The 22100-nt window shown below is 68.7% G+C and carries 12 protein-coding genes and 1 pseudogene; 10 read left to right on the plus strand and 3 right to left on the minus strand.

What is annotated here, in order from left to right; translation table 11 throughout:
- Nucleotides 1-80: 80 nt before the first annotated feature.
- A complete protein-coding gene (locus QMX80_RS11895; protein ID WP_282277251.1) occupies nt 81-5060 on the minus strand; it encodes an NAD-glutamate dehydrogenase domain-containing protein in 4980 nt (1659 codons plus the stop codon).
- Here QMX80_RS11895 and QMX80_RS11900 point away from each other — a divergent pair.
- The 4 genes and pseudogenes from QMX80_RS11900 to QMX80_RS11915 all read left to right on the plus strand — a co-directional run bounded on the left by QMX80_RS11900 (nt 5002) and on the right by QMX80_RS11915 (nt 10314).
- A complete protein-coding gene (locus QMX80_RS11900) occupies nt 5002-5274 on the plus strand; it encodes a hypothetical protein (protein WP_282277267.1) in 273 nt (90 codons plus the stop codon). The two genes, QMX80_RS11895 and QMX80_RS11900, sit on opposite strands and share 59 nt — an antisense overlap.
- 22 nt (nt 5275-5296) lie before the next feature.
- Nucleotides 5297-5935, plus strand: coding sequence for a TetR/AcrR family transcriptional regulator (locus QMX80_RS11905; protein WP_282277253.1), 639 nt, complete (start codon nt 5297-5299; stop codon nt 5933-5935).
- 23 nt (nt 5936-5958) lie between these two features.
- Nucleotides 5959-7062: pseudogene (locus QMX80_RS11910) on the plus strand (efflux RND transporter periplasmic adaptor subunit); the annotation flags it as partial.
- A gap of 84 nt (nt 7063-7146) precedes the next feature.
- Nucleotides 7147-10314, plus strand: coding sequence for a multidrug efflux RND transporter permease subunit (locus QMX80_RS11915; RefSeq protein ID WP_273081916.1), 3168 nt, complete (start codon nt 7147-7149; stop codon nt 10312-10314).
- 272 nt (nt 10315-10586) lie between these two features.
- On the opposite strand, the gene QMX80_RS11920 is transcribed toward QMX80_RS11915, so the two are convergent.
- On the minus strand, nt 10587-11735 hold the full coding sequence (locus QMX80_RS11920; RefSeq protein WP_055764841.1) for an acyl-CoA dehydrogenase family protein: 1149 nt from the start codon (nt 11733-11735) through the stop codon (nt 10587-10589).
- 217 nt (nt 11736-11952) lie between these two features.
- Here QMX80_RS11920 and QMX80_RS11925 point away from each other — a divergent pair, with 217 nt between their 5' ends.
- The 4 genes from QMX80_RS11925 (at nt 11953) to QMX80_RS11940 (ending at nt 18289) form a co-directional block, all read left to right on the plus strand.
- Nucleotides 11953-12882 (plus strand): ArsR family transcriptional regulator, encoded by a 930-nt coding sequence (locus tag QMX80_RS11925; protein WP_282277255.1) that lies wholly within the window; start codon nt 11953-11955, stop codon nt 12880-12882.
- A 53-nt stretch (nt 12883-12935) separates the two neighbouring features.
- Nucleotides 12936-14039 carry a homocysteine S-methyltransferase family protein gene (locus QMX80_RS11930; RefSeq protein WP_282277256.1) on the plus strand — a complete coding sequence of 368 codons (1104 nt, stop codon included), beginning with the start codon at nt 12936-12938 and terminating at the stop codon, nt 14037-14039.
- Complete coding sequence (metH, locus tag QMX80_RS11935; protein ID WP_282277257.1) at nt 14036-16720, plus strand: methionine synthase; 2685 nt, start codon at nt 14036-14038, stop codon at nt 16718-16720. The genes QMX80_RS11930 and metH overlap by 4 nt, the downstream gene beginning before the upstream one ends.
- 396 nt (nt 16721-17116) lie before the next feature.
- A complete protein-coding gene (locus QMX80_RS11940) occupies nt 17117-18289 on the plus strand; it encodes an amidohydrolase family protein (protein ID WP_282277259.1) in 1173 nt (390 codons plus the stop codon).
- 247 nt (nt 18290-18536) lie between these two features.
- On the opposite strand, the gene QMX80_RS11945 is transcribed toward QMX80_RS11940, so the two are convergent.
- Entirely contained in the window at nt 18537-19418 is an 882-nt protein-coding gene (locus tag QMX80_RS11945) for a LysR substrate-binding domain-containing protein (protein WP_055764830.1), read from the minus strand.
- 124 nt (nt 19419-19542) lie between these two features.
- Here QMX80_RS11945 and QMX80_RS11950 point away from each other — a divergent pair, with 124 nt between their 5' ends.
- Together QMX80_RS11950 and QMX80_RS11955 are read left to right on the plus strand one after the other, a co-directional pair.
- Nucleotides 19543-20217 (plus strand): ankyrin repeat domain-containing protein, encoded by a 675-nt coding sequence (locus tag QMX80_RS11950; protein ID WP_282277262.1) that lies wholly within the window; start codon nt 19543-19545, stop codon nt 20215-20217.
- A gap of 48 nt (nt 20218-20265) precedes the next feature.
- Nucleotides 20266-21717 (plus strand): amidohydrolase family protein, encoded by a 1452-nt coding sequence (locus QMX80_RS11955; RefSeq protein WP_282277265.1) that lies wholly within the window; start codon nt 20266-20268, stop codon nt 21715-21717.
- Nucleotides 21718-22100: the final 383 nt, after the last annotated feature.

Genomic DNA, 22100 nt, shown 5'->3' on the forward strand with positions numbered 1-22100 from the left:
CCCGCCGCGGGGCCGGGGCGCGCGCGCCGCGGCGGGGGGGGGGGGGCCCCCCCCCCCCCCCCCCCCCCCCCACCACGGGGTCAAACCCCGTGCGCAGCCAGCTGGCCCAGGCGCTGCACCGCGACCGAGACGGTCGGGTAGTCCAGCGTCTTCTGCTCGGCCAGCTCGGCCAGCATCGCCAGGGTGAAGCGCAGGCCGCTGTCCTCGCGGCCCAGCCAGGCGGCGACCTTGGCCTCGGCACTGGCGCCCTTCATCGACAGCACCTGGCCGGCGAGGTTGCGCTGGTGCGCGGCCAGCTCGTCGCGCAGCACGCCGCGGGCAACGGCGTGCCAGCGGCCGTTGACCTCCAGCGCGTCGATCTGCTCGAACAGCCACGGCATCTGCAGGGCTTCGCCCAGGCGGAAGTGAACCTTGGACACGTCCACCGGCTTGAGCTTGCGGGTCCGGGCCAGTTCGATGATGTCGAACGCCGGTTCCAGGAACTGCAGCTCGGACAGCTGCTGCGCCAGCGCCGCCGGCAGGCCCTTTTCCTTCCACTGCTTGACGCTGGCCTCGTAGGCCGGGCGCTGCGAATCCGGCAGCACGCCCGAGGCGATGCGGATGTCGTTGAACGGCCCCTGGTAGCGTTCTACCGCGGCGGTGATGCCCGGCATCGCGCCCGGACGGTTCAGCAGCCAGCGCACGAACGCACGCTGCAGCTTCCAGATCACTTCCAGCGCGTCGACCTGCACGGCCTCCGGCAGGGTGCCGTCCAGCGCGTCGATCTGCGTCCACAGCGCGCGCGCGTCCAGCGTCTCGCGGCTGATGGTGTAGGCCTTGGCGACCTCGGCCACGCTGCGGCCGGTATCTTCCTGCATGCGCATCAGGAAGGTGGCGCCCATGCGGTTGATGGTCTGGTTGGTCACCGCGGTGGCGATGATCTCGCGCTTCAGGCGGTGGCCGTTCATCGCGTCGGCGTACTTCTTCTGCAGCGGCTGCGGGAAGTAGCGCAGCAGCTCCTTGGACAGGTACGGATCTTCCGGGATGTCCGATTCCAGCAGCTGCTGGAAGGCGACGATCTTGGAGTAGGACAGGATCACCGACAGTTCCGGACGGGTCAGCCCCTGGCCGCGCAGCTTGCGCGCGGACAGCTCGGCGTCGGACGGCAGGAACTCGATCTGGCGGTCGAGCAGGCCCTGCTGCTCCAGCGTGCGGATGAAATGCTGCTTGGAACCCAGGCGCTTGACGCTCATCCGCTCCATCAGGCTGATGGCCTGGTTCTGGCGGTAGTTGTCCATCAGCACCAGCCCGGCGACCTCGTCGGTCATCGAGGCCAGCAGCTTGTTGCGCTGCTCGACGGTGAGCTTCTTGGCGCGCACCACGTCGTTGAGCAGGATCTTGATGTTGACTTCGTGGTCGGAGGTATCGACGCCGGCGGAGTTGTCGATGAAGTCGGTGTTGAGCAGCACGCCGTTCTGCGCGGCTTCGATGCGGCCCAGCTGGGTCATGCCCAGGTTGCCGCCCTCGCCCACGATCCTGCAGCGCAGCTCGCCGCCATTGACGCGCAGGCCGCTGTTGGCGCGGTCGCCGACTTCGGCGTTGGTCTCGCTGGCCGCCTTGACGTAGGTACCGATGCCGCCGTTCCACACCAGGTCCACCGGCGCCTTCAGCGCGGCGTTGATCAGGTCGGTCGGGGTCATCGACTTGATGCCGGCGTCGATGCCGAGCGCCTCGCGCACCTGCGGGGTGATCTCGATCGACTTGAGCGAGCGGGCATAGATGCCGCCGCCCTTGCTGATCAGCTTGGCGTTGTAGTCCGCCCAGCTCGAGCGCGGCAGTTCGAACAGGCGCTGGCGCTCCTTGAACGAGCTGGCCGCCACCGGGGTCGGGTCGAGGAAGATGTGGCGGTGGTCGAAGGCGCAGACCAGCTGCACATGCTCGGACAGCAGCATGCCGTTGCCGAACACGTCGCCGGACATGTCGCCGATGCCGACGCAGGTGAAGTCCTGCTTCTGGCAGTTGCGGCCCAGCGCACGGAAGTGGCGCTTGACCGACTCCCACGCGCCGCGCGCGGTGATGCCCATGCCCTTGTGGCTGTAGCCGACCGAGCCACCCGAGGCGAACGCATCGTCCATCCAGAAGCCGTGGGCCCGGGCGATGCCGTTGGCGATGTCGGAGAAGGTCGCGGTGCCCTTGTCGGCGGCGACCACCAGGTACGGATCGTCCTGGTCATGGCGCACCACGCCTACCGGCGCCACGATCTTGTTGCCGACGATGTTGTCGGTGATGTCCAGCAGGCCGTTGATGAAGCGCTTGTAGCAGGCCACGCCTTCGGCGAACCATGCGTCGCGGTCGAGCGCCGGATCCGGCAGCTGCTTGGCGAAGAAACCGCCCTTGGAGCCGACCGGCACGATCACCGTGTTCTTCACCATCTGCGCCTTGACCAGGCCCAGCACCTCGGTACGGAAATCCTCGCGACGGTCGGACCAGCGCAGGCCGCCACGGGCCACGGCGCCGAAGCGCAGGTGGGTGCCTTCCACGCGCGGGCCGCACACCCAGATTTCGCGGTACGGGCGCGGCTTGGGCGCATCCGGCACCTTGGCGGCGTCGAACTTGAAGCTGATGTAGTCGGCCGGGCCGCCGTCGGCGCGTACGCCGTCCTTGCGCTGCATGTAATAGCTGGTGCGCAAAGTGGCTTCGATCGCACCGATGAAGCTGCGCAGGATGCGGTCCTCGTCCAGGCTCGACACGCCGTCCAGCAGCTTGACCAGGGCGTCGTGCACCAGCGCCATGCGCGCGTCACGGTTGCTGCCGCGCGCCTTGACCAGGCCCTCGAGCAGCTTGACGGTGGCGGCGTCGCCGCCGGCCAGCGCCTTGAACTGCGCCAGCTGCGCGTCGGCGGTGGCCTTGTCGGTGGCCGGCGCCGGATCGAAGCGGGCTTCGAACAGCTCCACGATCAGGCGCGCCAGCAGCGGATAGCGGTTGAAGGTGCCTTCGACGTAGGCCTGCGAGAACGGCACGCCGATCTGCAGCAGGTACTTGCAGTAGCCGCGCAGCATCGCCACCTGGCGCCAGTCCAGGCCGGTGGCCAGCACCAGGCGGTTGAAGCCGTCGTTCTCGGCCTCGCCGTGCCATACACGGGCGAAGGCATCGGCGAAGGCCGCGCTGGCGGCAGCCGCGTCGATGGCGCCGACGGTCGATTCGACCTCGAAGTCCTGCACGTAGACCGGCGCGTCGTCCACCATCAGGCGGTACGGACGCTCGGCGATCACGCGCAGGCCCATGTTCTCCATCATCGGCAGCACGTCGGACAGCGGGATGTCCTTGAGCTGGCGGTACAGCTTCATGCGCAGGCCATCGGCGCCGTCGCGGTGGATCGGCTGCAGGCTCAGGCGCAGGTCGTCCGGGCCGGTCAGCGCGTCGAGCTGGGCCACGTCGGCAGCGGCGATCTCGGCGCTGGAGTCCTCGATGTAGCCGGCAGGCAGCGCCTTGCCGATGCGCGAGGCGATGCGCAGGCCTTCGCTTTCGCCATGGCTGGCGACCAGCGCCTCGCGCAGGTCGTCCTGCCAGTTGCGCAGGGCATGGGCCAGGCGCTTCTCCAGGCCCTCGGTGTCCAGGTCCAGGCTCTGCCCGGCCTTCGGGCGCACGATCAGGTGCAGCTGCGCCAGCGGCGAGTCGCCCAGCACCACGCTGGAATCGACGTATTCGCCCTGCAGCGCGTCGCGCAGCAGGGCCTCGATGCGCAGGCGCACATCGGTGTTGAAGCGCTCGCGCGGCAGGAACACCAGCGCGGAGATGAAGCGGCTGAACTTGTCGCGGCGCAGGAACAGGCGGCTGCGCACGCGCTCCTGCAGGCCGAGCACGCCCATCGCGGTGCGGAACAGTTCGTCCTCGCTGGACTGGAACAGCTCCTCGCGCGGCAGCGATTCGAGGATGTGGCGCAGCGCCTTGCCGCTGTGGCTGGACGGGCTCAGGCCCGAACGCTTCATCACGTTCTCGTAGCGCTGGCGCACCAGCGGGATTTCCCACGGGCGGCGGTTGTAGGCGCTGGAGGTGAACAGGCCCAGGAAGCGCTGTTCGCCGACGATCCTGCCCTTGGCGTCGAACTCCAGAATGCCGATGTAATCCATGTAGCCGCCGCGGTGGATGCGCGAACGGGCATTGGTCTTGGTCAGGATCAGCGCGTCGGTCAGGCCGCTGGTGGTGTTCAGGCCCTGCGCCGCCAGCCCCTTGACCGGGCGCGCCACCGAGGTGTCCTTGCCGCGCATCAGCCCCAGGCCGGTGCCGTTCTGCGCGGCCAGCACGTCTTCCTTGCCCTGCTTGCCGACCTTGTATTCGCGGTAGCCGAAGAAGGTGAAATGGTTGTCCGCGGCCCAGCGCAGGAATTCCTGCGCCTCATGGCGCGACTCCTCGCTCACCGGCAGCGTGCGCTTGCCCAGGTCGTCGGCCAGGGCCAGCGCCTTGTCGCGCATCGGCTCCCAGTCCTTGACGATGGCGCGCACTTCTTCCAGCGCCTCGTTCACGCGCTTGGCCACCGCGTCCATCGCATCGGCCGGCTGGCGGTCGATCTCCAGCAGCATCACCGACTCCGGCGAACCCTCGCCGACGCCGGTCAGCTTGCCGGCCTTGTCGCGGCCGAGCGCGATCACCGGATGGCCCAGCACGTGCACGCCAACGCCCATGTCGGCCAGCGCCAGCGAGACGGTATCCACCAGGAACGGCATGTCGTCGTTGACGATCTGCAGCACGGTGTGGGCCGACTCCCAGCCGTCCGTCTTCAGGACCGGGTTGAACACGCGCACGTTGGCCTTGCCCGGCTTGCGCACGCGGGCGAACTCCAGCATGCCGGCGGCCAGTGCCGCCCAGTCCTCGGCGCGATGCGCGTTGAACTCATCGGCTTCCATGCGCTTGTAGAACGCCGAGGCGAATGCCACCGCCTGGGCCTGTGCCGCGGCGGGGTAACGCTTGCGCAAAGCCGCGAAAACCGGCTCCAGGGACAGGCCGGCCTCGGAAACACTCTGCTTGGCAGCCGGTTGGGATTTCGTTTTTGCGGACTTGGCAGCGTTGTTTTGCGATTTCATGGTTGAGCTTTCAGTGGGCTCCTGGGGAGGCGCGATTGTAGCCCCCGCTGTCCGAAGAGCATTGTTGCAGGGCCGCAATCAGGCTTTGCAAAAACCCTTCAAAACAAGCCCAACCCACTGTTTTAAAAAAGATTTACACCAGAAAGATCATTCACTTTCGATGCTCGGGAACAGCAGCGGAAAGCGCCTTTCCGCGCTGCTTTACCAATTGTGAACTGGACGGTATAGTCCAAACCGTGCACCCCGAGCTCCTCCAATCCGCGCCTGCCGAGGCACGCGACCAGCGCGTGTTCGATGCCGTGCGCGAACTGCTGGCGACCCAGGGCATGCACCTGAGCATGGACGCGGTGGCCGCGCATGTGGGCTGCTCCAAGCAGACCCTCTACAGCCGCTACGGCAGCAAGCGCGAACTGCTCAGCCTGGCGATGCGCCAGCACGTCAGCATCGCCGCCGCGCCACTGGCCAGTGGCGACGAGCGCCCGCTGCGCGGGATATTGCTGGATTTCGCCCTGCGCTACCTGGAGAACCGCAACCAGCCGCGCAGCCGCCAGGCCGCGCAGCTGATCGCCAGCGGCGCCCAGGAGTTCCGCGAGGAAGCCCGCGCGCTCTACCACAGCAGCGCCGATGCCCTGCGCGAACAGCTGGCTGAATGGATGCGAACCGAGATGGCCCGCGGTCGCGTCATCCATGACGATCCGCATTTCATGGCCGAAATGCTAATAAGCATGATCGCCGGTCAGGATTTCGAACGACAACGCTTCCATGCCCCCCACCGCGACGACCCGAAGGTGCGCCGCCGGTGGGCCGAATTCGCCGTCGATGCCTTCCTGCGCGCCTTCCCGGCGCCGCCGGCCGGCATCCCCGGCACTCGCTGAAAACAACCCCCGGAGTTTCCCCGATGACCTCCCCGCTCCGCATCCTCGCCCTCACCGGCGCCCTGGCCCTGGGCCTGACCGCCTGCAAGAAGCCCCAGGAACAGGCCGCTCCGCCGCCGCCGGATGTCGGTGTCGTCGAGGCCAGGCCGCAGACCCTGCCGCTGCAGCGCGAGCTGGTCGGCCGGCTGTCGCCGTTCCGCTCGGCCGACGTGCGCGCGCGGGTATCCGGCGTGCTGCTCAAGCGCGCCTATGAGGAAGGCAGCGCGGTGAAGGAAGGCCAGCTGCTGTTCCAGATCGACCCGGCGCCGCTGCGCGCCTCGCTGGCCTCGGCCGAAGCGGCGCTGGCCTCGGCCCGCGCCAGCTACGCCAACGCCAGGACCACCGCCGAGCGCGCGCGCTCGCTGGCGCCGCAGAGCTACGTGTCCAAGTCCGACCTGGACAACGCCGAGGCCACCGAGCGCACCGCCGCCGCCGCCGTGCAGCAGGCGCAGGCCGCGGTCACCACCGCCCGCATCAGCCTGGGCTACGCCAATGTCACCGCGCCCATCGCCGGCGTGGCCGGCAAGCAGCAGGTGACCGAAGGCGCGCTGGTCGGCCAGGGCGAGGCGACCCTGCTGACCACCGTCGACCAGATCGACCCGCTGTACGTCAATTTCTCGATGACCGCCGACGAACTGAGCGCACTGCGCGCCGCCCAGGCCAAGGGCGCGGTGGCACTGGCCGGCGACGGCAAGACCACCGTGCAGGTCGACCTGCCCGACGGCACGCCGTACACCCATGAGGGCACGCTGGACTTCTCGGCGACCACGGTCGACCCGGCCACCGGCGCGGTTTCGCTGCGCGCGCAGCTGCCCAACCCCGAGCGCACCCTGCTGCCGGGCTCGTTCGTCAGCTTCAAGGCCAACCTGGGCGAGCGCAACAACGCGTTCCTGATCCCGCAGCAGGCCGTGCTGCGCGACACCCGCGGCGGCTACGTGCTGGTCGTGGGCGGCGACGGCAACGTGGCGCGCAAGGACGTGGCGCTGGACAGCCAGCAGAACGGCAACTGGCTGGTGTCCTCCGGCCTGGCCGCCGGCGACAAGGTCATCGTCTCGGGCGTGCAGAAGGTCAAGGAAGGCGCGCCGGCCAAGCCCTCGCCGTGGCAGCCGGCCGCCACCAAGCCCGCGGCCGCCGCGCCGGCGCCGGCCAAGTAAGGGAAACGGGAACCCGTCATGCCTAAATTCTTCATCGAACACCCGGTATTCGCCTGGGTGGTGGCCATCCTGATCTCGCTGGGCGGCGTGATCTCGATCCTCAACCTGGGCGTGGAGTCCTACCCCAGCGTCGCCCCGCCGCAGGTCACGGTGAGCGCCACCTACCCCGGCGCCAGCGCCTCCACCGCCGAGAAGTCGGTCACCCAGGTGATCGAGCAGCAGCTGACCGGCATCGACAACCTGGTCTATTTCAGTTCGTCCTCGTCCTCGACCGGCCGCGTCAGCATCACCCTGACCTTCGACAGCGGCACCAATGCCGACATCGCCCAGGTGCAGGTGCAGAACAAGGTGGCGCTGGCCACCCCGCGCCTGCCCGCCGAAGTGACCAAGCAGGGCGTCGTGGTGGCCAAGGCCAACGCCGGCTTCCTGATGGCCATCGGCGTGCGCTCGGACGACGGCTCGGTGGACCGCGACGCGCTCAACGACATCGTCGGCGCGCGCGTGCTCGACCAGATCTCGCGCGTGCCCGGCGTCGGCAGCACCCAGCAGTTCGGCTCCGAGTACGCCATGCGCATCTGGCTCAACCCGGAGAAGCTGCAGGGCTACCACCTGTCGGCCACCGACGTGTACAACGCCATCGGCACCCAGAACCTGCAGTTCGCCGCCGGTTCGGTGGGCGGCGACCCGGCCCCGAACGGCCAGGCCTTCACCGCCACCGTCGCCGCCGAAGGCCGCTACAGCACGCCCGAGGAGTTCGAGAACACCATCCTGCGGGCCAACGCCGATGGCAGCGTGGTGCGGCTGAAGGACGTGGCCAGCGTCGCCTTCGGCGCGTCCAACTACGGTTTCGACACCCGCTACAACGGCAAGCCGGTGGCCGCGTTCGCGGTGCAGCTGCTGCCCGGCGCCAACGCCCTGGACGTGTCCAAGGCGGTACGCGCCAAGATGGACGACCTCGCCCCCAGCTTCCCGGCGGGGGTGAGCTGGTTCACCCCGTTCGACAGCACCACCTTCGTCAACATCTCGATCAAGGAAGTGATCCACACGCTGGTGGAAGCCATCATCCTGGTGTTCCTGGTGATGCTGATCTTCCTGCAGAACTTCCGCGCCACGATCATCCCCACCCTGGTCATCCCGGTGGCCCTGCTCGGCACCTTCATGGGCATGCTGGCGATCGGCTTCACCATCAACCAGCTGACCCTGTTCGCGATGGTGCTGGCGATCGGCATCGTGGTGGACGACGCGATCGTGGTGATCGAGAACGTCGAACGCATCATGAGCGAGGAAAAGCTCGACCCGAAGCCGGCCACGCAGAAGGCGATGGGCCAGATCACCGGCGCGGTGGTGGCCATCACCGTTGTGCTGGCGGCGGTGTTCATCCCCAGCGCCATGCAGCCCGGCGCCTCGGGCGAGATCTACAAGCAGTTCGCGCTGACCATCGCCATGTCGATGGGCTTCTCGGCGCTGCTGGCGCTGAGCTTCACCCCGGCGCTGTGCGCGGCCTTCCTCAAGCCGACCCACAACGACAACCCGAACTGGGTCTACCGCACCTTCAACAAGTACTACGGCAAGCTCGAGAAGGGCTATGTCGGCACCGTCGGCGGCGTCATCAAGCACAGCCCGCGCTGGCTGATGGTGTTCGCTCTGCTCGTGGTGCTGTGCGGCTTCCTGTTCACCCGCCTGCCCGGCAGCTTCCTGCCAGAAGAGGACCAGGGCTACGCGCTGGCGATCGTGCAGCTGCCGCCGGGCGCGACCAAGGGCCGCACCACCGTGGTGTTCGACCAGCTGTACGGCATGATGAAGGACGACCCGTCCTTCGAAGGCATGATGCAGGTCACCGGCTTCAGCTTCGTCGGTTCGGGCGAGAACGTCGGCATGGCCTTCATCCGCCTCAAGGACTGGGCCGCGCGCAGCGAGACCGCGCCGGAATTCATCCAGAAGATGAACGGCAAGGCCTTCGTCGGCATCAAGGACGCGCAGGTGTTCTTCGTCAACCTGCCGACGGTGCAGGGCCTGGGCCAGTTCGGCGGCTTCGACATGTGGCTGCAGGACCGTGCCGGCGCCGGCCAGGATGCGCTGATGGAAGCGCGCAACACCCTGCTCGGCGCGGCGATGAACGACAAATCGCTGGTCGCGGTGCGCCCCAACACGCTGGAGAACTCGCCGCAGCTGCAGCTGAAGGTCGACCGCGTGCAGGCCCAGGCCATGGGCGTGTCGGTCAATGACGTCTACACCGCGATCCAGATGATGCTGGCGCCGGTCTACGTCAACGACTTCTTCTACGGCGGGCGCATCAAGCGCGTGAACATGCAGGCCGACGCCGCCTACCGCACCGGTCCCGAATCGCTGCGCAGCTACTACGTGCCCAGCTCGCTGAGCACGGACGCCGACGGCCAGCGCTCGATGATCCCGCTCAGCACGGTGGTCAAGTCCGAGTGGATCTACGCGCCGCCGGCGCTGAGCCGCTACAACGGCTACTCGGCGGTGAACATCGTCGGCTCGCCGGCGCCCGGCGGCAGCTCCGGCCAGGCGATGGCGACCATGGAGAACCTGGTCCACAACGACCTGCCCAACGGCTTCGGCTACGACTGGAGCGGCATGTCCTACCAGGAAATCCTGGCTGGCAACGCCGCCACCCTGCTGATGGTGCTGTCGGTGGTAGTGGTGTTCCTGTGCCTGGCCGCGCTGTACGAGAGCTGGTCGATCCCGGTCTCGGTGCTGCTGGTGGTGCCGGTCGGCATCCTCGGCGCGGTGGTGTTCTCGATGCTGCGCAGCCTGCCCAACGACCTGTACTTCAAGATCGGCATGGTGACGGTGATCGGCCTGGCGGCGAAGAACGCGATCCTGATCGTGGAATTCGCCGTCGAGCAGCGCGCCGCCGGCAAGACCCTGCGCGAGGCCGCCATCGAAGCGGCGCACCTGCGCTTCCGCCCGATCCTGATGACCTCGTTCGCGTTCATCCTGGGCGTGCTGCCGATGGCCATCTCCACCGGCGCCGGCGCCAACGCCCGCCACTCGCTGGGCACCGGCGTCATCGGCGGCATGCTGTTCGCCACCGTCATCGGCGTGCTGCTGATCCCGCTGTTCTTCGTCACCGTGCGCCGCGTGCTCGGCGACAAGCTGGACGAACAATCCAAGCAGTTCATCGAGCAGCACAAGGTGCGTACGGTGCAGCAGGATCGCTGATCCCGCTGCGCGGACCGCAACGACGAAGCCCCGGCAATGCCGGGGCTTCGTTTTTTATGCCTTCTGCCATTGGGAGAAGGGTGCCCCGAAGGGGCGGATGAGGGTACGGGTCAAGCCGCGTACAGCCAGACATCGGCCGGGGCTTCGCCCCCTGCTCCACCCAACCCCCGCTCCGCGCTCGGGCCTTGCGCTGGCGCAAGGGCGTCCTAGGGGCGACGAACCGATGGTTCGCGGACTGCCCCTCACCCCGCAGGGAGAGGGGCTTGAAGCACTCAACGCACGCCGGTCTCGTTGCGGGCGATGACCAGGCGCTGGATCTCGCTGGTGCCTTCGTAGATCTCGGTGATCTTGGCGTCGCGGAAGTAGCGCTCCAGCGGCATTTCCTTCGAGTACCCCATGCCGCCGTGGATCTGCACGGCCTGGTGGGCGATCCACATCGCCGCCTCCGAGGCGGTCAGCTTGGCCACCGCGGCCTCGGTGGAGAAGCGCTTGCCCTGGGCCTTGGTCCAGGCCGCACGCAGGGTCAGCAGCAGCGCCGCGTCCAGCTTGCACTTCATGTCGGCGATCTTGGCCTGGATCATCTGGAAGCTGCCGATCGGCGCGCCGAAGGACTTGCGCTCGCGCACATAGGCCAGCGATGCCTCGTAGGCGGCGCGGGCGATGCCCACCGCCTGCGAAGCAATGCCGATGCGGCCGGAGTCCAGCAGGCTCATGGCGATCTTGAAGCCCTGCCCCTCCGCGCCGATCACGTCCTCGGCGCGGGCCACGTAGTCCTGGAACTCGATCTCGCAGGTGGCCGAGGCGCGCACGCCCAGCTTGGGCTCGGTCTTGCCGCGGCCGAAGCCGGCACGGGTGGTGTCGATCATGAAGGCGGTGATGCCGCGTGCGCCCTGCGACGGATCGGTCATGGCGAACAGCACGATGTAGCGCGCCACCGGACCGGAAGTGATCCAGCTCTTCTGGCCGTTGATCAGGTAGGAACCATCGGCCTGCTTCACCGCGCGGCAGCGCATGGCGGTGGCGTCGGAACCGGACTGCGATTCGGTCAGGGCGAAGGCGCCGATCTCGCGGCCCTCGGCGATCGCGCGCACGTACAGCTGCTTCTGCTCCTCGCTGCCATGGCTGAGCACCGCGTTGCAGAACAGCGAGTTGTTGACCGACATGATGGTCGCGTGCGCGGCATCGGCGGCGGAGACCTCGACGATCGCCAGCACGCTGGACACCGGGTCCATGCCGGCGCCGCCGTACTCGACCGGCACCTCGATGCCCATCAGGCCGTTCTCGCCGAGCAGGCGGATGTTCTCCAGCGGGTATTCGCCGGTCGCATCGTGGTGCTCGGCGCTGGGGCCGATCTTCTCTTGGGCGATGCGGCGGGCGACATCCTGCAGCATCAGTTGTTCGTCGGAAAAGCTGAAATCCACTGCACCCCTCCCAGGGCGTTACGAGGTTGCGATTGTAACTGTTGAGGCCGGAAACATAGGGGGGAGCAGCCAGGAACATGGTGAATGCGGACGCCGTCGCCATCCGGCAGCAACGCCGTTCCCAACGGGTTGCCGGGGCCTACCCCGGGGGGCCTGCGCCTTGACCCTGCCGCGCCGCAGCAGCAAAATATCTCTCTATCTCGATAGGTAGATATTTATGGATCTGGAAGACTGGTCGACCCGCCTGAAGGTGTTCGCCGACGCCACCCGCGTGCGCCTGCTGACGCTGCTGGAGCAGGAGGAGCTGACCGTGGCCGAGCTGTCGGCCATCACCACGCTGGCGCAGCCGCGCGTGTCCACCCACCTGGCCCGCCTGAAGGAAGCCGGGCTGGTGCGCGACCGCCGCGCCGGCGTGTCGGCCTACTACCGCTTCGACGAGGCCGCGCTGGATCCGGCGCAGCGCGCATTGTGGCATGCGCTGAGCAACGGCAGCGACGATCCGCTGCTGCGCCAGGACGCCGAGCGCGTGCCCTCCGTACTGGCGATGCGCGCCGCCGACCAGAACTGGGCCGACAGCGTGGCCGGCGACATGGAGCGCCACTACTCCCCGGGCCGCACCTGGGAAGCGCTGGCGCGCAGCGCGCTGCCGCTGCTGGAGACCGGCGACGTGCTCGACATCGCCTCCGGCGATGGCGTGCTGGCCGAGCTGCTGGCCCCGCACGCGCAACGCTACGTCTGCGTCGACACCAGCGCGCGCGTGGTCGCCGCGGCCAGCGAGCGCCTGCGCAAGCTGCCCAATGTCGAAGTGCGCGAGGGCGACATGCACAAGCTGCCCTTCGACGACGGCAGCTTCGACCTGGTGGTGCTGATGCACGCCCTCACCTACGCCAGCAACCCGGCCAAGGCGGTGTCCGAAGGCGCGCGCGTGCTGCGCCCCGGCGGACGGCTGATGCTGTGCAGCCTCGCCCGCCACGAGCACAAGGCGGCGGTGGAGGCCTATGGCCACGTCAACCTCGGCTTCACCGGCAAGGACCTGCGCAGGTTCGTCGAGAAGGCCGGGCTGGAGGTATCCAGCCTGGAAACCGTCACCCGCGAGAAGCGCCCGCCGCATTTCGAGGTGATCTCGCTGATCGCCCACCGGCCCTGAAGCCTGGCGCGCATGCCTCCCTCTCCTCCCCGATTCCACGTCACGGTCCGCCCATGCACGCCCTCCCCTGGCTCCACCCCGAACGCGTCGCCAAGCTGCTGCGCGCCCTCGAGCAGCGCATCCTGGTCATCGACGGCGCCATGGGCACGATGATCCAGCGCCATGGGCTGGAGGAAGACGACTACCGCGGGCAGCGTTTCGCGCAGGGCTACGACAGCCTGCCGGCGGGCGACCGCCACGTGCACGGCCCCGGCTGCGGCCATGCCGGCCACGACCTCAAGGGCAACAACGACCTGCTGCTGCTGACCCGGCCGGAGATCATCGCCGGCATCCACACCGCCTACCTGGAGGCCGGCGCCGACCTGGTGGAGACCAACACCTTCAACGCCACCTCGGTCAGCCAGGCCGACTACCACCTGCAGCACCTGGTCTACGAACTGAACAAGGCCGGCGCGCAGGTGGCGCGGCAATGCTGCGACGCCGTCGAGGCGACGACACCGGACAGGCCGCGCTTCGTGATCGGCGTGCTCGGCCCGACCAGCCGCACCGCCTCGATCAGCCCCAACGTCAACGACCCGGGTTTCCGCAACACCAGCTTCGACGAACTGCGTACGACCTACCGCGAGGCCATCGACGGCCTGATCGACGGCGGCGCCGATACGCTGATGGTGGAAACCATCTTCGACACGCTCAATGCCAAGGCCGCGCTGTTCGCCATCGAGGAGGCCTTCGACGCGCGCGGCGCGCGCCTGCCGGTGATGATTTCCGGCACCATCACCGACGCTTCCGGGCGCACTTTGTCCGGGCAGACCGCCGAAGCCTTCTACGCCTCGGTCGCGCACGGCCAGCCGCTGTCGATCGGCTTCAACTGCGCACTCGGTGCGACCGACATGCGTCCGCACGTGGAAACGCTGGCGCAGGTGTCCAGCGGCTACGTCAGCGCCCATCCCAACGCCGGCCTGCCCAATGCGTTCGGCGAGTACGACGAGACGCCGGAGGAAATGGCCGCCACGCTGAAGGAGTTCGCCACCTCCGGCCTGCTGAACCTGGTCGGCGGCTGCTGCGGCACCACCCCGGCGCACATCAAGGCCATCGCCGAAGCGGTGGCCGGCGTGCCGCCGCGCGCATTGCCGCAGGCGCAGGAGCAGGCCGCATGAGCGCCACGCCCTACACCCGCCTGTCCGGCCTGGAACCGCTGGTCATCACCCCGGACCTGCTGTTCATCAACGTCGGCGAGCGCACCAACGTCACCGGCAGCGCGCAGTTCAAGAAGCTGATCAAGGAAGACCGCTATGAGGAAGCAGTGGACGTGGCGCGCCAGCAGGTCGCCAGCGGCGCGCAGATCCTCGACGTCAACATGGACGAGGGCCTGATCGACTCCGAGAAGGCGATGACCCGCTTCCTCAACCTGATCATGTCCGAGCCGGACATCGCCCGCATCCCGGTGATGGTGGATTCGTCGAAGTGGAGCGTGATCGAGGCCGGCCTGAAATGCCTGCAGGGCAAGAGCGTGGTCAATTCGATCTCGCTCAAGGAGGGCGAAGCGGCCTTCATCGAACACGCCAGGCTGGTGCGCCGCTACGGCGCCGCCGCGGTGGTGATGGCCTTCGACGAGGATGGCCAGGCCGACACCTGCGCGCGCAAGGTGGAAATCTGCACCCGCGCCTACCGCATCCTCGTCGAGCAGGTCGGCTTCCCGCCGCAGGACATCATCTTCGACCCGAACATCTTCGCCGTCGCCACCGGCATCGAGGAGCACGACAACTACGCGGTGGACTTCATCGAGGCCACCCGCATCATCAAGCGCACGCTGCCGCACTGCCATGTGTCCGGCGGCGTGTCCAACGTGTCGTTCTCCTTCCGCGGCAACGAGACCGTGCGCCAGGCGATCCATTCGGTGTTCCTGTACCACGCCATCAAGGCCGGCATGGACATGGGCATCGTCAACGCCGGCGCGCTGCCGATCTACGACCAGCTCGACCCGGAACTGCGCGAACGCGTGGAGGACGTGATCCTCAACCGCCGCAGGGACGGCACCGAGCGCCTGCTGGAAATCGCCGAACGCTACAAGGGCAGGAAGGGCGAGAAGAAGACCGAAGACCTGGGCTGGCGCCAGAAGCCGGTGCGCGAACGCCTGGCGCATGCGCTGGTGCAGGGGCTGGACGCATGGGTGGAGGAAGACACCGAGGAAGCGCGGCAGCAGGCCGCGCGGCCGCTGGACGTGATCGAAGGCCCGTTGATGGACGGCATGAACGTGGTCGGCGACCTCTTCGGCGCCGGCATGATGTTCCTGCCGCAGGTGGTCAAGTCGGCGCGGGTGATGAAGAAGGCGGTGGCCTACCTGCTGCCCTTCATCGAGGCCGAGAAACTGCGCACCGGCGACGTCGGCAAGAGCAACGGCAAAATCGTCATGGCCACGGTCAAGGGCGACGTGCACGACATCGGCAAGAACATCGTCGGCGTGGTCCTGGCCTGCAACAACTTCGAGGTGATCGACCTGGGCGTGATGGTGCCGGCGCAGAAGATCATCGACACCGCGCTGGCCGAGAACGCCGACCTGATCGGCGTATCCGGTCTGATCACCCCGTCGCTGGAAGAAATGAGCCACGTCGCCCGCGAGATGCAGCGGCAGAACCTGAGCATCCCGCTGATGATCGGCGGCGCCACCACCTCGCGCGCACACACTGCGCTGAAGATCGACCCGCACTACAAGTCGCCGACGATCTGGGTGAAGGACGCCTCGCGCGCGGTCGGCGTGGCCCAGTCGCTGATTTCAGACGAACTGCGCGGCCCGTTCGTCGCCGCCAACGAGGCCGACTACGCCGATATCCGCCAGCGCCACCGCAACCGCGGCGACGCCAAGCGGCTGGTGTCGCTGGAGCACGCGCGCGGCCAGCGCTTCACCTGCGACTGGGCGCAGTACACGCCGCCTGCGCCGAAGCAGCCGGGCCTGCACGTGTTCGACGACTGGCCGCTGGACGACCTGCTGCCGTTCATCGACTGGTCGCCGTTCTTCAGTGCCTGGGAACTGGCCGGCAAATTCCCGGCGATCCTGACCGACGAGATCGTCGGCCCGCAGGCCAGCGAGCTGTACGCGGATGCGCAGGCGCTGCTGGAGCGGATCACCAGGGAAAAGTGGCTGACGGCCAAGGCGGTGTTCGCGCTGTGGCCGGCCAACAGCCGCGGCGACGACGTGGTCATCCAGCGTGACGGCGAATCCAACACCCTGCACTTCCTGCGCCAGCAGGTCGACAAACCCGCCGAACGCCCCGACTTCTGCCTGGCCGACTTCATCGCCCCGGAAGACAGCGGCAAGCAGGACTGGATCGGCGGTTTCGCGGTCACCGCCGGGCTCGGCATCGAGCCGCACCTGGAGCGCTTCCGCACCGAGTTCGACGACTACAACGCGATCCTGCTCAAGGCGCTGGCCGACCGCCTGGCCGAAGCGCTGGCCGAGCGCCTGCACCATCGCGTGCGCACCGAATACTGGGGCTATGCCGCGGACGAGACGCTGGACAACGAGGCGCTGATCGCCGAGCAGTACGCCGGGATCCGCCCCGCGCCCGGCTACCCGGCCTGTCCGGAACACAGCGAGAAGCGCAGGCTGTTCGACCTGCTCGACGCCGAACGCAACGCCGGCATGATCCTGACCGAAGGCTTCGCGATGCTGCCGGCGGCCGCGGTGTCCGGCTACTACTTCAGCCATCCGCAGAGCCAGTACTTCGTGGTCGGCCGCGTATCCAAGGAACAGGTCGCCGACTACGCGCGGCGCAAGGGCGTGGACCGGGCGCAGGCGGAGAGGTGGCTGGCTTCGAACCTCGACTATGACCCGGAATGAAAACCGCGGCGCTGCGGTGACAGCCGGGCGCGTGGCGACGCGCTGCACGAACCGGCACCCTGTTCCCGCGGCGCGGCTTTCAATCCGGGGCACGATCCCGGATGAGGACCGCTGCGGGGAGTGACGTCACGCTCGCGTGCGCTGCATGTGAGCGGCGCTGCGCGCGGCGCGATCGGCCAGCAACGAGGATGCGGCCCGGCGTGAAGGCCGCCGCAGCATGCGGCCACGCCCCGGCAGGCAACGATATCGACTCGACTTCCATCCGGCTCCACCGCGCGGGCCCGCGCCAACCATCGGCCAGTGCCGGGGCGAATGGCCCCCATCGCGATACTTCATTTCCGGTGGACGGATGCCGCGCCTATCGTGGCAGCCCCCATCCTTCCCCACGAAGCCGCCATGGTCGAGCAACTCTTCATCAACGCCGTCGGTCCCGACGGCCAGCCCCTGGAACTGGCCGTCGCCGACGGTCGTTTCGCCGCCATCGGCCCGGACCTGCCGCGCACCGAAGGCGTGGCGCTGGTCGACCTGGGCGGCCAGCTGGTGCTGCCGGGCTTCGTCGATGGCCACATCCACCTGGACAAGAGCTTCGTCGGTGACCGCTGGCACCCGCATCGTCCGGCGCAGACCCTGCGCGAGCGCCTGGCCATCGAGAAGCAGGAGCTGGCGGCCGCGCCCCCCATCGTCGAGCGCGCCGATGCGCTGGTCGCGCAGGCCGCCGCATTCGGCACCGTGGCGATGCGCAGCCATGTCGATGTCGACGCGACCACCGGCCTGGACAACCTGCACGCGGTGAACGCGGTGCGCGAACGCTGGCGCGGCATCGTCGATATCGAACTGGTCGCCTTCCCGCAGGCCGGCGTGATGTCCTGCCCCGGCACGGCCGAGGTATTGGAGGCGGCAATGCGCGCAGGCGCGCAGGTGGTCGGCGGCATCGACCCGGACACGCTCGACGGCGACAGCAAGGGCCAGCTCGACGTGGTGTTCGGCATCGCCGAGCGGCATGGCGCCAAGGTCGACATCCACCTGCACGAGCCCGGCCTGGGCGGCATCGAGCAGCTGCGGCGCATCGCCGAACGCACCCGCGCGCTCGGCATGAAGGGGCGCGTGGCGGTCAGCCATGCCTATTCGCTGGGCGAGGTGGACGAGGCGCAGGTGGACCGCATCGCCGCCGTTCTGGCCGATGCCGGCGTGGCGATCATGACCAACGCCCCGGGCGACCGTCCGTTCCCGCCGGTGCGCCGGCTGCGCGCGGCCGGCGTGGAGGTGTTCATGGGCAACGACAACATCCGCGACGCCTGGTGGCCCTACGGCAACGGCGACATGCTGCAGCGGGCGATGCTGCTCGGCTACCGCTCCGGTTTCCATACCGACGAGGACCTGTGCATGGCGTTGAAGATGGCCACCGGCGCCAGCGCGCGCGTGATCGGCCTGCAGGGCTATGGCCTGGCCGCGGGCAACGAGGCCACCTTCCTGGTGCTCGACGCGCCCAACGCCGCGGCCGCGGTGGCCGGGGTTCCATGCCATCGCCGCATCGTCCGCCGCGGCCGGTTCGTGCAGGACGCCGTTTGATCGATTCCATGGGAACCAGCGCGCCGGTTTCTGCCGATGCGGGGGTGGCGCCCCGCATCGGGTTTTCCCGGCAGCCCCTGCGCAGGCCATCCCCACAGCTGCGACGGATGGCCGGTCATCACCGATCCGGTTTCCGTGGGTGCTGGCCGCTGCCGTGCCACGCGGTGCGAGCCGCGAGCGGCGGTTCTTCCGCATCAATCACGATGGCGCTTCGCCGGGAATGCCCCGGTCGCCACTGAGACCGTTTCTACACCTGCGACTGGCCCAGCATTTCCACCAGCATGTCGGCCAGCACCCGTACCTCCGGGTCGGCCGACGACCGCATCAGGATCACCAGTTCGATGCTGTCGATCTCCGGCAAGCCGCTTTCCGCGCCCAGCACCACATGCGCCGGCGTCACCGTGCGCGCCGGCAGCAGGCTTATGCCCAGGCCATCGGCCACCGCCGCCTGGATGCCCCCAAGGCTGGAACTGGTGAAGCTGATGCGCCAGCGCCGGCCCAGCGCCTCGATCGCGTCGATCATGTCGTCGCGGTACAGCCCGCGCGGCGGGAAGGCCACCAGCGGCACCGGATCGAGCGCGAACGCCGGGCTGGACGCACTGTCGATCCAGCGCATCGGCTCGGGCCAGCAGGCCAGCGCCTCGCGGCTGCCGCGGCGCTGCTTGACCAGCACCAGGTCCAGTTCGCCGCGGTCGTAGCCCTCGGCCAGGGCGCGGCTCAGGCCACTGCTCACTTCCAGCTTCACCCGCGGGTGCAGCCGGCTGAAATCGGCCAGCAGGTGCGTGGTGCGGCCGCCGGCGAAATCCTCCGGCACGCCGAGGCGCAGGGTGGTGGCCACGCCCGCGCCGGACAGCGCCTCGCCCAGTTCCTCGTTCAGCGCCAGCAGGCGCCGCGCATAGCCCAGCACGGTCTCGCCGGTGTCGGTGGGGCGTACATCGCGCACCCCGCGGTCGAGCAGGCGATGCCCGGCCAGTTCCTCCAGCCGCCGCACCTTCTGGCTGATGGTGGACTGGGTGGAATGCAGGCGCGCCGCCGCCGCGGTGAAGCTGCCGCAATCGGCCACTGTCACCAACGCGCGCAGCAGGTCGAGGTCGAACAGCGCCCTATTCGATTTTGGACTGATATCCATCGTTACATTTCATTTCTGGATGGAAGAGACGGCTTGTAGCATCGACACCGGCCGGGCGCAAACGTCCGCCACCGCGATGCGCTCCACAGGCGCATCCGCACGCCGCAGAAACAGGAGGCAGGCGATGTCCGCTCGACATTGGATCACCGCGCAGGTACTGGCCACGGCCATGCTGGCGTCGTGCCCGGCCGGTGCCAGCGACCCCGCTCTGGCGCGGCAGCTGTTCCAGGCCGTCGAGACCGGCGACACGGAAGCGGTACGTGCCCTGCTCGCGCAGGGCGCCGACACCCGCGCCCACGATGCCAGGGGCCGCACGCCGCTGCTGGCGGCCGTCCACCGGCGGCAGACCGAAGCGGCGCGGGCCTTGATCGACGCCGGCGCCGACGTCAACGCCAAGGACGCGATCGACGACAGCGCCTATCTGTATGCCGGCGCCGGCGGCCAGCTCGACATCCTGCGGATGACCCTGGCCCACGGCGCCGATCTGCGCAGCACCAACCGCTATGGCGGCACCGCGCTGATCCCGGCTGCCGAACGCGGCCACGTGGAAACCGTACGCACGTTGATCGACGCCGGCGTCGACGTGGACCACGTCAACCGCCTCGGTTGGACCGCCCTGCTGGAGGCCATCATCCTCGGCGACGGCGGCACCCGCCACCAGGACATCGTGCGCCTGCTGATCGATGCCGGTGCCGACGTGAATCTCGCCGATGGCGAAGGCGTCGCGCCGCTGCGGCATGCCCGCCAGCGTCGGCAGACCGCCATCGAACGCATGCTGGCCGCCGCCGGCGCCCGCTGATCCCCTTTCTCCGTTGTGCGGTCCGCCGCACGCCACTGGAACCCACCGATGAAAACCACGCTTTCCCTCGCCCTGTCCTCCCTGCTCGTGCTGGCGCCGCCGGCGCTGGCCGCACGCTCGAATGCCGACGTCCTGGTCCGCCACGCCACCGTCGTCGACGTCGAGCACGGCCGTACCCTGCCCGGCCAGGCCGTGGCGATCCGCGGCGACGAGATCGTGGCGGTGGGCGAGGACAAGGCGCTGGCCAGGCTGTGGCGCGCCGCCACGACCATCGACGCCAGGGACCGCTACCTGATTCCCGGCCTGTGGGACATGCACGTGCACTTCGGCGGCGGCCCGGCGCTGGTCGAGGAAAACAAGGCGCTGCTGCCGCTGTACGTGGCGCACGGCATCACCACCGTGCGCGATGCCTCCGGCGACCTGCCCGGACAGGTGCTGTCCTGGCGCGGGCAGATTGCCAGGGGCGAACTGTTCGGCCCGCAGCTGTTCACCTCCGGTGCCAAGATCGAAGGCATCGCCCCGGTGTGGAAGGGCACCATCGAGGTCGGCGACAAGGCCGGCGTCGATGCGGCGCTGGACCGCGAACAGCGCGACAAGGTCGATTTCGTCAAGATCACCGACAGCACGCTGAAGCCGGAACTGTTCCTGTACGCGGTGTCCGAGGCGAAGAAGCGCGGACTGCGCACCTCCGGCCACATCCCGATGGCACTGACCGTCGGCCAGGCCGTGGATGCCGGCATCAGCTCGATCGAGCACCTGGACTATGCGTTCCAGGCCGGCATTCCGGACGAGGCGAAGATCACCGCCGATCTGGCCGCCGGCCGCATCGACCGCGCCGAGGCCAGCCGCCTGCTGCATACCGGTTTCGACCGCGACACCGCGATGGCCGCCTACCGCCGCTTCGCCGAACTCGGCGTGGCGGTCACCCCCACGCTCGACGGCGGCCGCATTCTCAGCTTCCTCGACGCCGAACCGCACGACAACGATGCGTACCTGGCCTACATCGGCCCGGGCCTGCGCAAGACCTACGCATGGCGCGTGGAGCGCGCGGCCAAGGCCACGCCGGAGCAGATCCAGGCGCGCCACGAACGCTATGCGCAGGTCGCCGCGGTGCTGCCGATGCTGCAGGAGGCGGGGGTGCGCATCATGGCCGGCACCGATGCAGGCTTCCTCAACTCCTACAACTACCCCGGCATCGGCCTGCACAACGAACTGTCGCTGTACGTGCGCGAAGGCCTGACCCCGCAGCAGGCACTGGTCGCGGCCACCCGCAACGGCCCGGCCTGGTTCGGCAGGCTGGATCGCTACGGTGCGGTCCAAGCCGGCAAGGCCGCCGACCTGGTACTGCTGGAGCGCAACCCGCTGCTGGACATCAACGCGACCCGCGCGATCGACACCGTGTTGATGCGCGGCAAGGTCTATGACCGCACCGCGCTGGACGCGATGCTGGCCGAGGCCAAGGCCAAGGTCGCCGCCTGGAACGCCGAAGCGACGCCCTGATCTCCCGCACCACCGTATCTTCCCCTTGCGGCGGAGCCATGCTCCGCCGCTTTTTTACGCCTGCGAGGCACAAGGGGGGGCGCTCCCGGTACAGCCCCAGCGGGGCGTTGCCCCGCTCTACAAGGCGGGCAGGTTCTGTAGCGCCGGGCGAAGTCCGGCGGGGGCATTCCCGGTACAGCCCCAGCGGGGCGTTGCCCCGCTCTACAAGGCGGGCAGGCTCTGTAGCGCCGGGCGACGCCCGGCGGGGGCGCTCCCGGTACAGCCCCAGCGGGGCGTTGCTCCGCTCTACAAGGCGGGCAGGTTCTGTAGCGCCGGGCGCAGCCCCGCGGGGGCCGTGCCGGGGCAGCCCCCCCGCGGCGGTGCCCCCCGCGACCACGCGGCGG

The organism is Stenotrophomonas sp. PS02297 (genome assembly GCF_029959705.1).
In the GTDB taxonomy this organism is placed as follows: Bacteria; Pseudomonadota; Gammaproteobacteria; order Xanthomonadales; family Xanthomonadaceae; genus Stenotrophomonas; species Stenotrophomonas nitritireducens.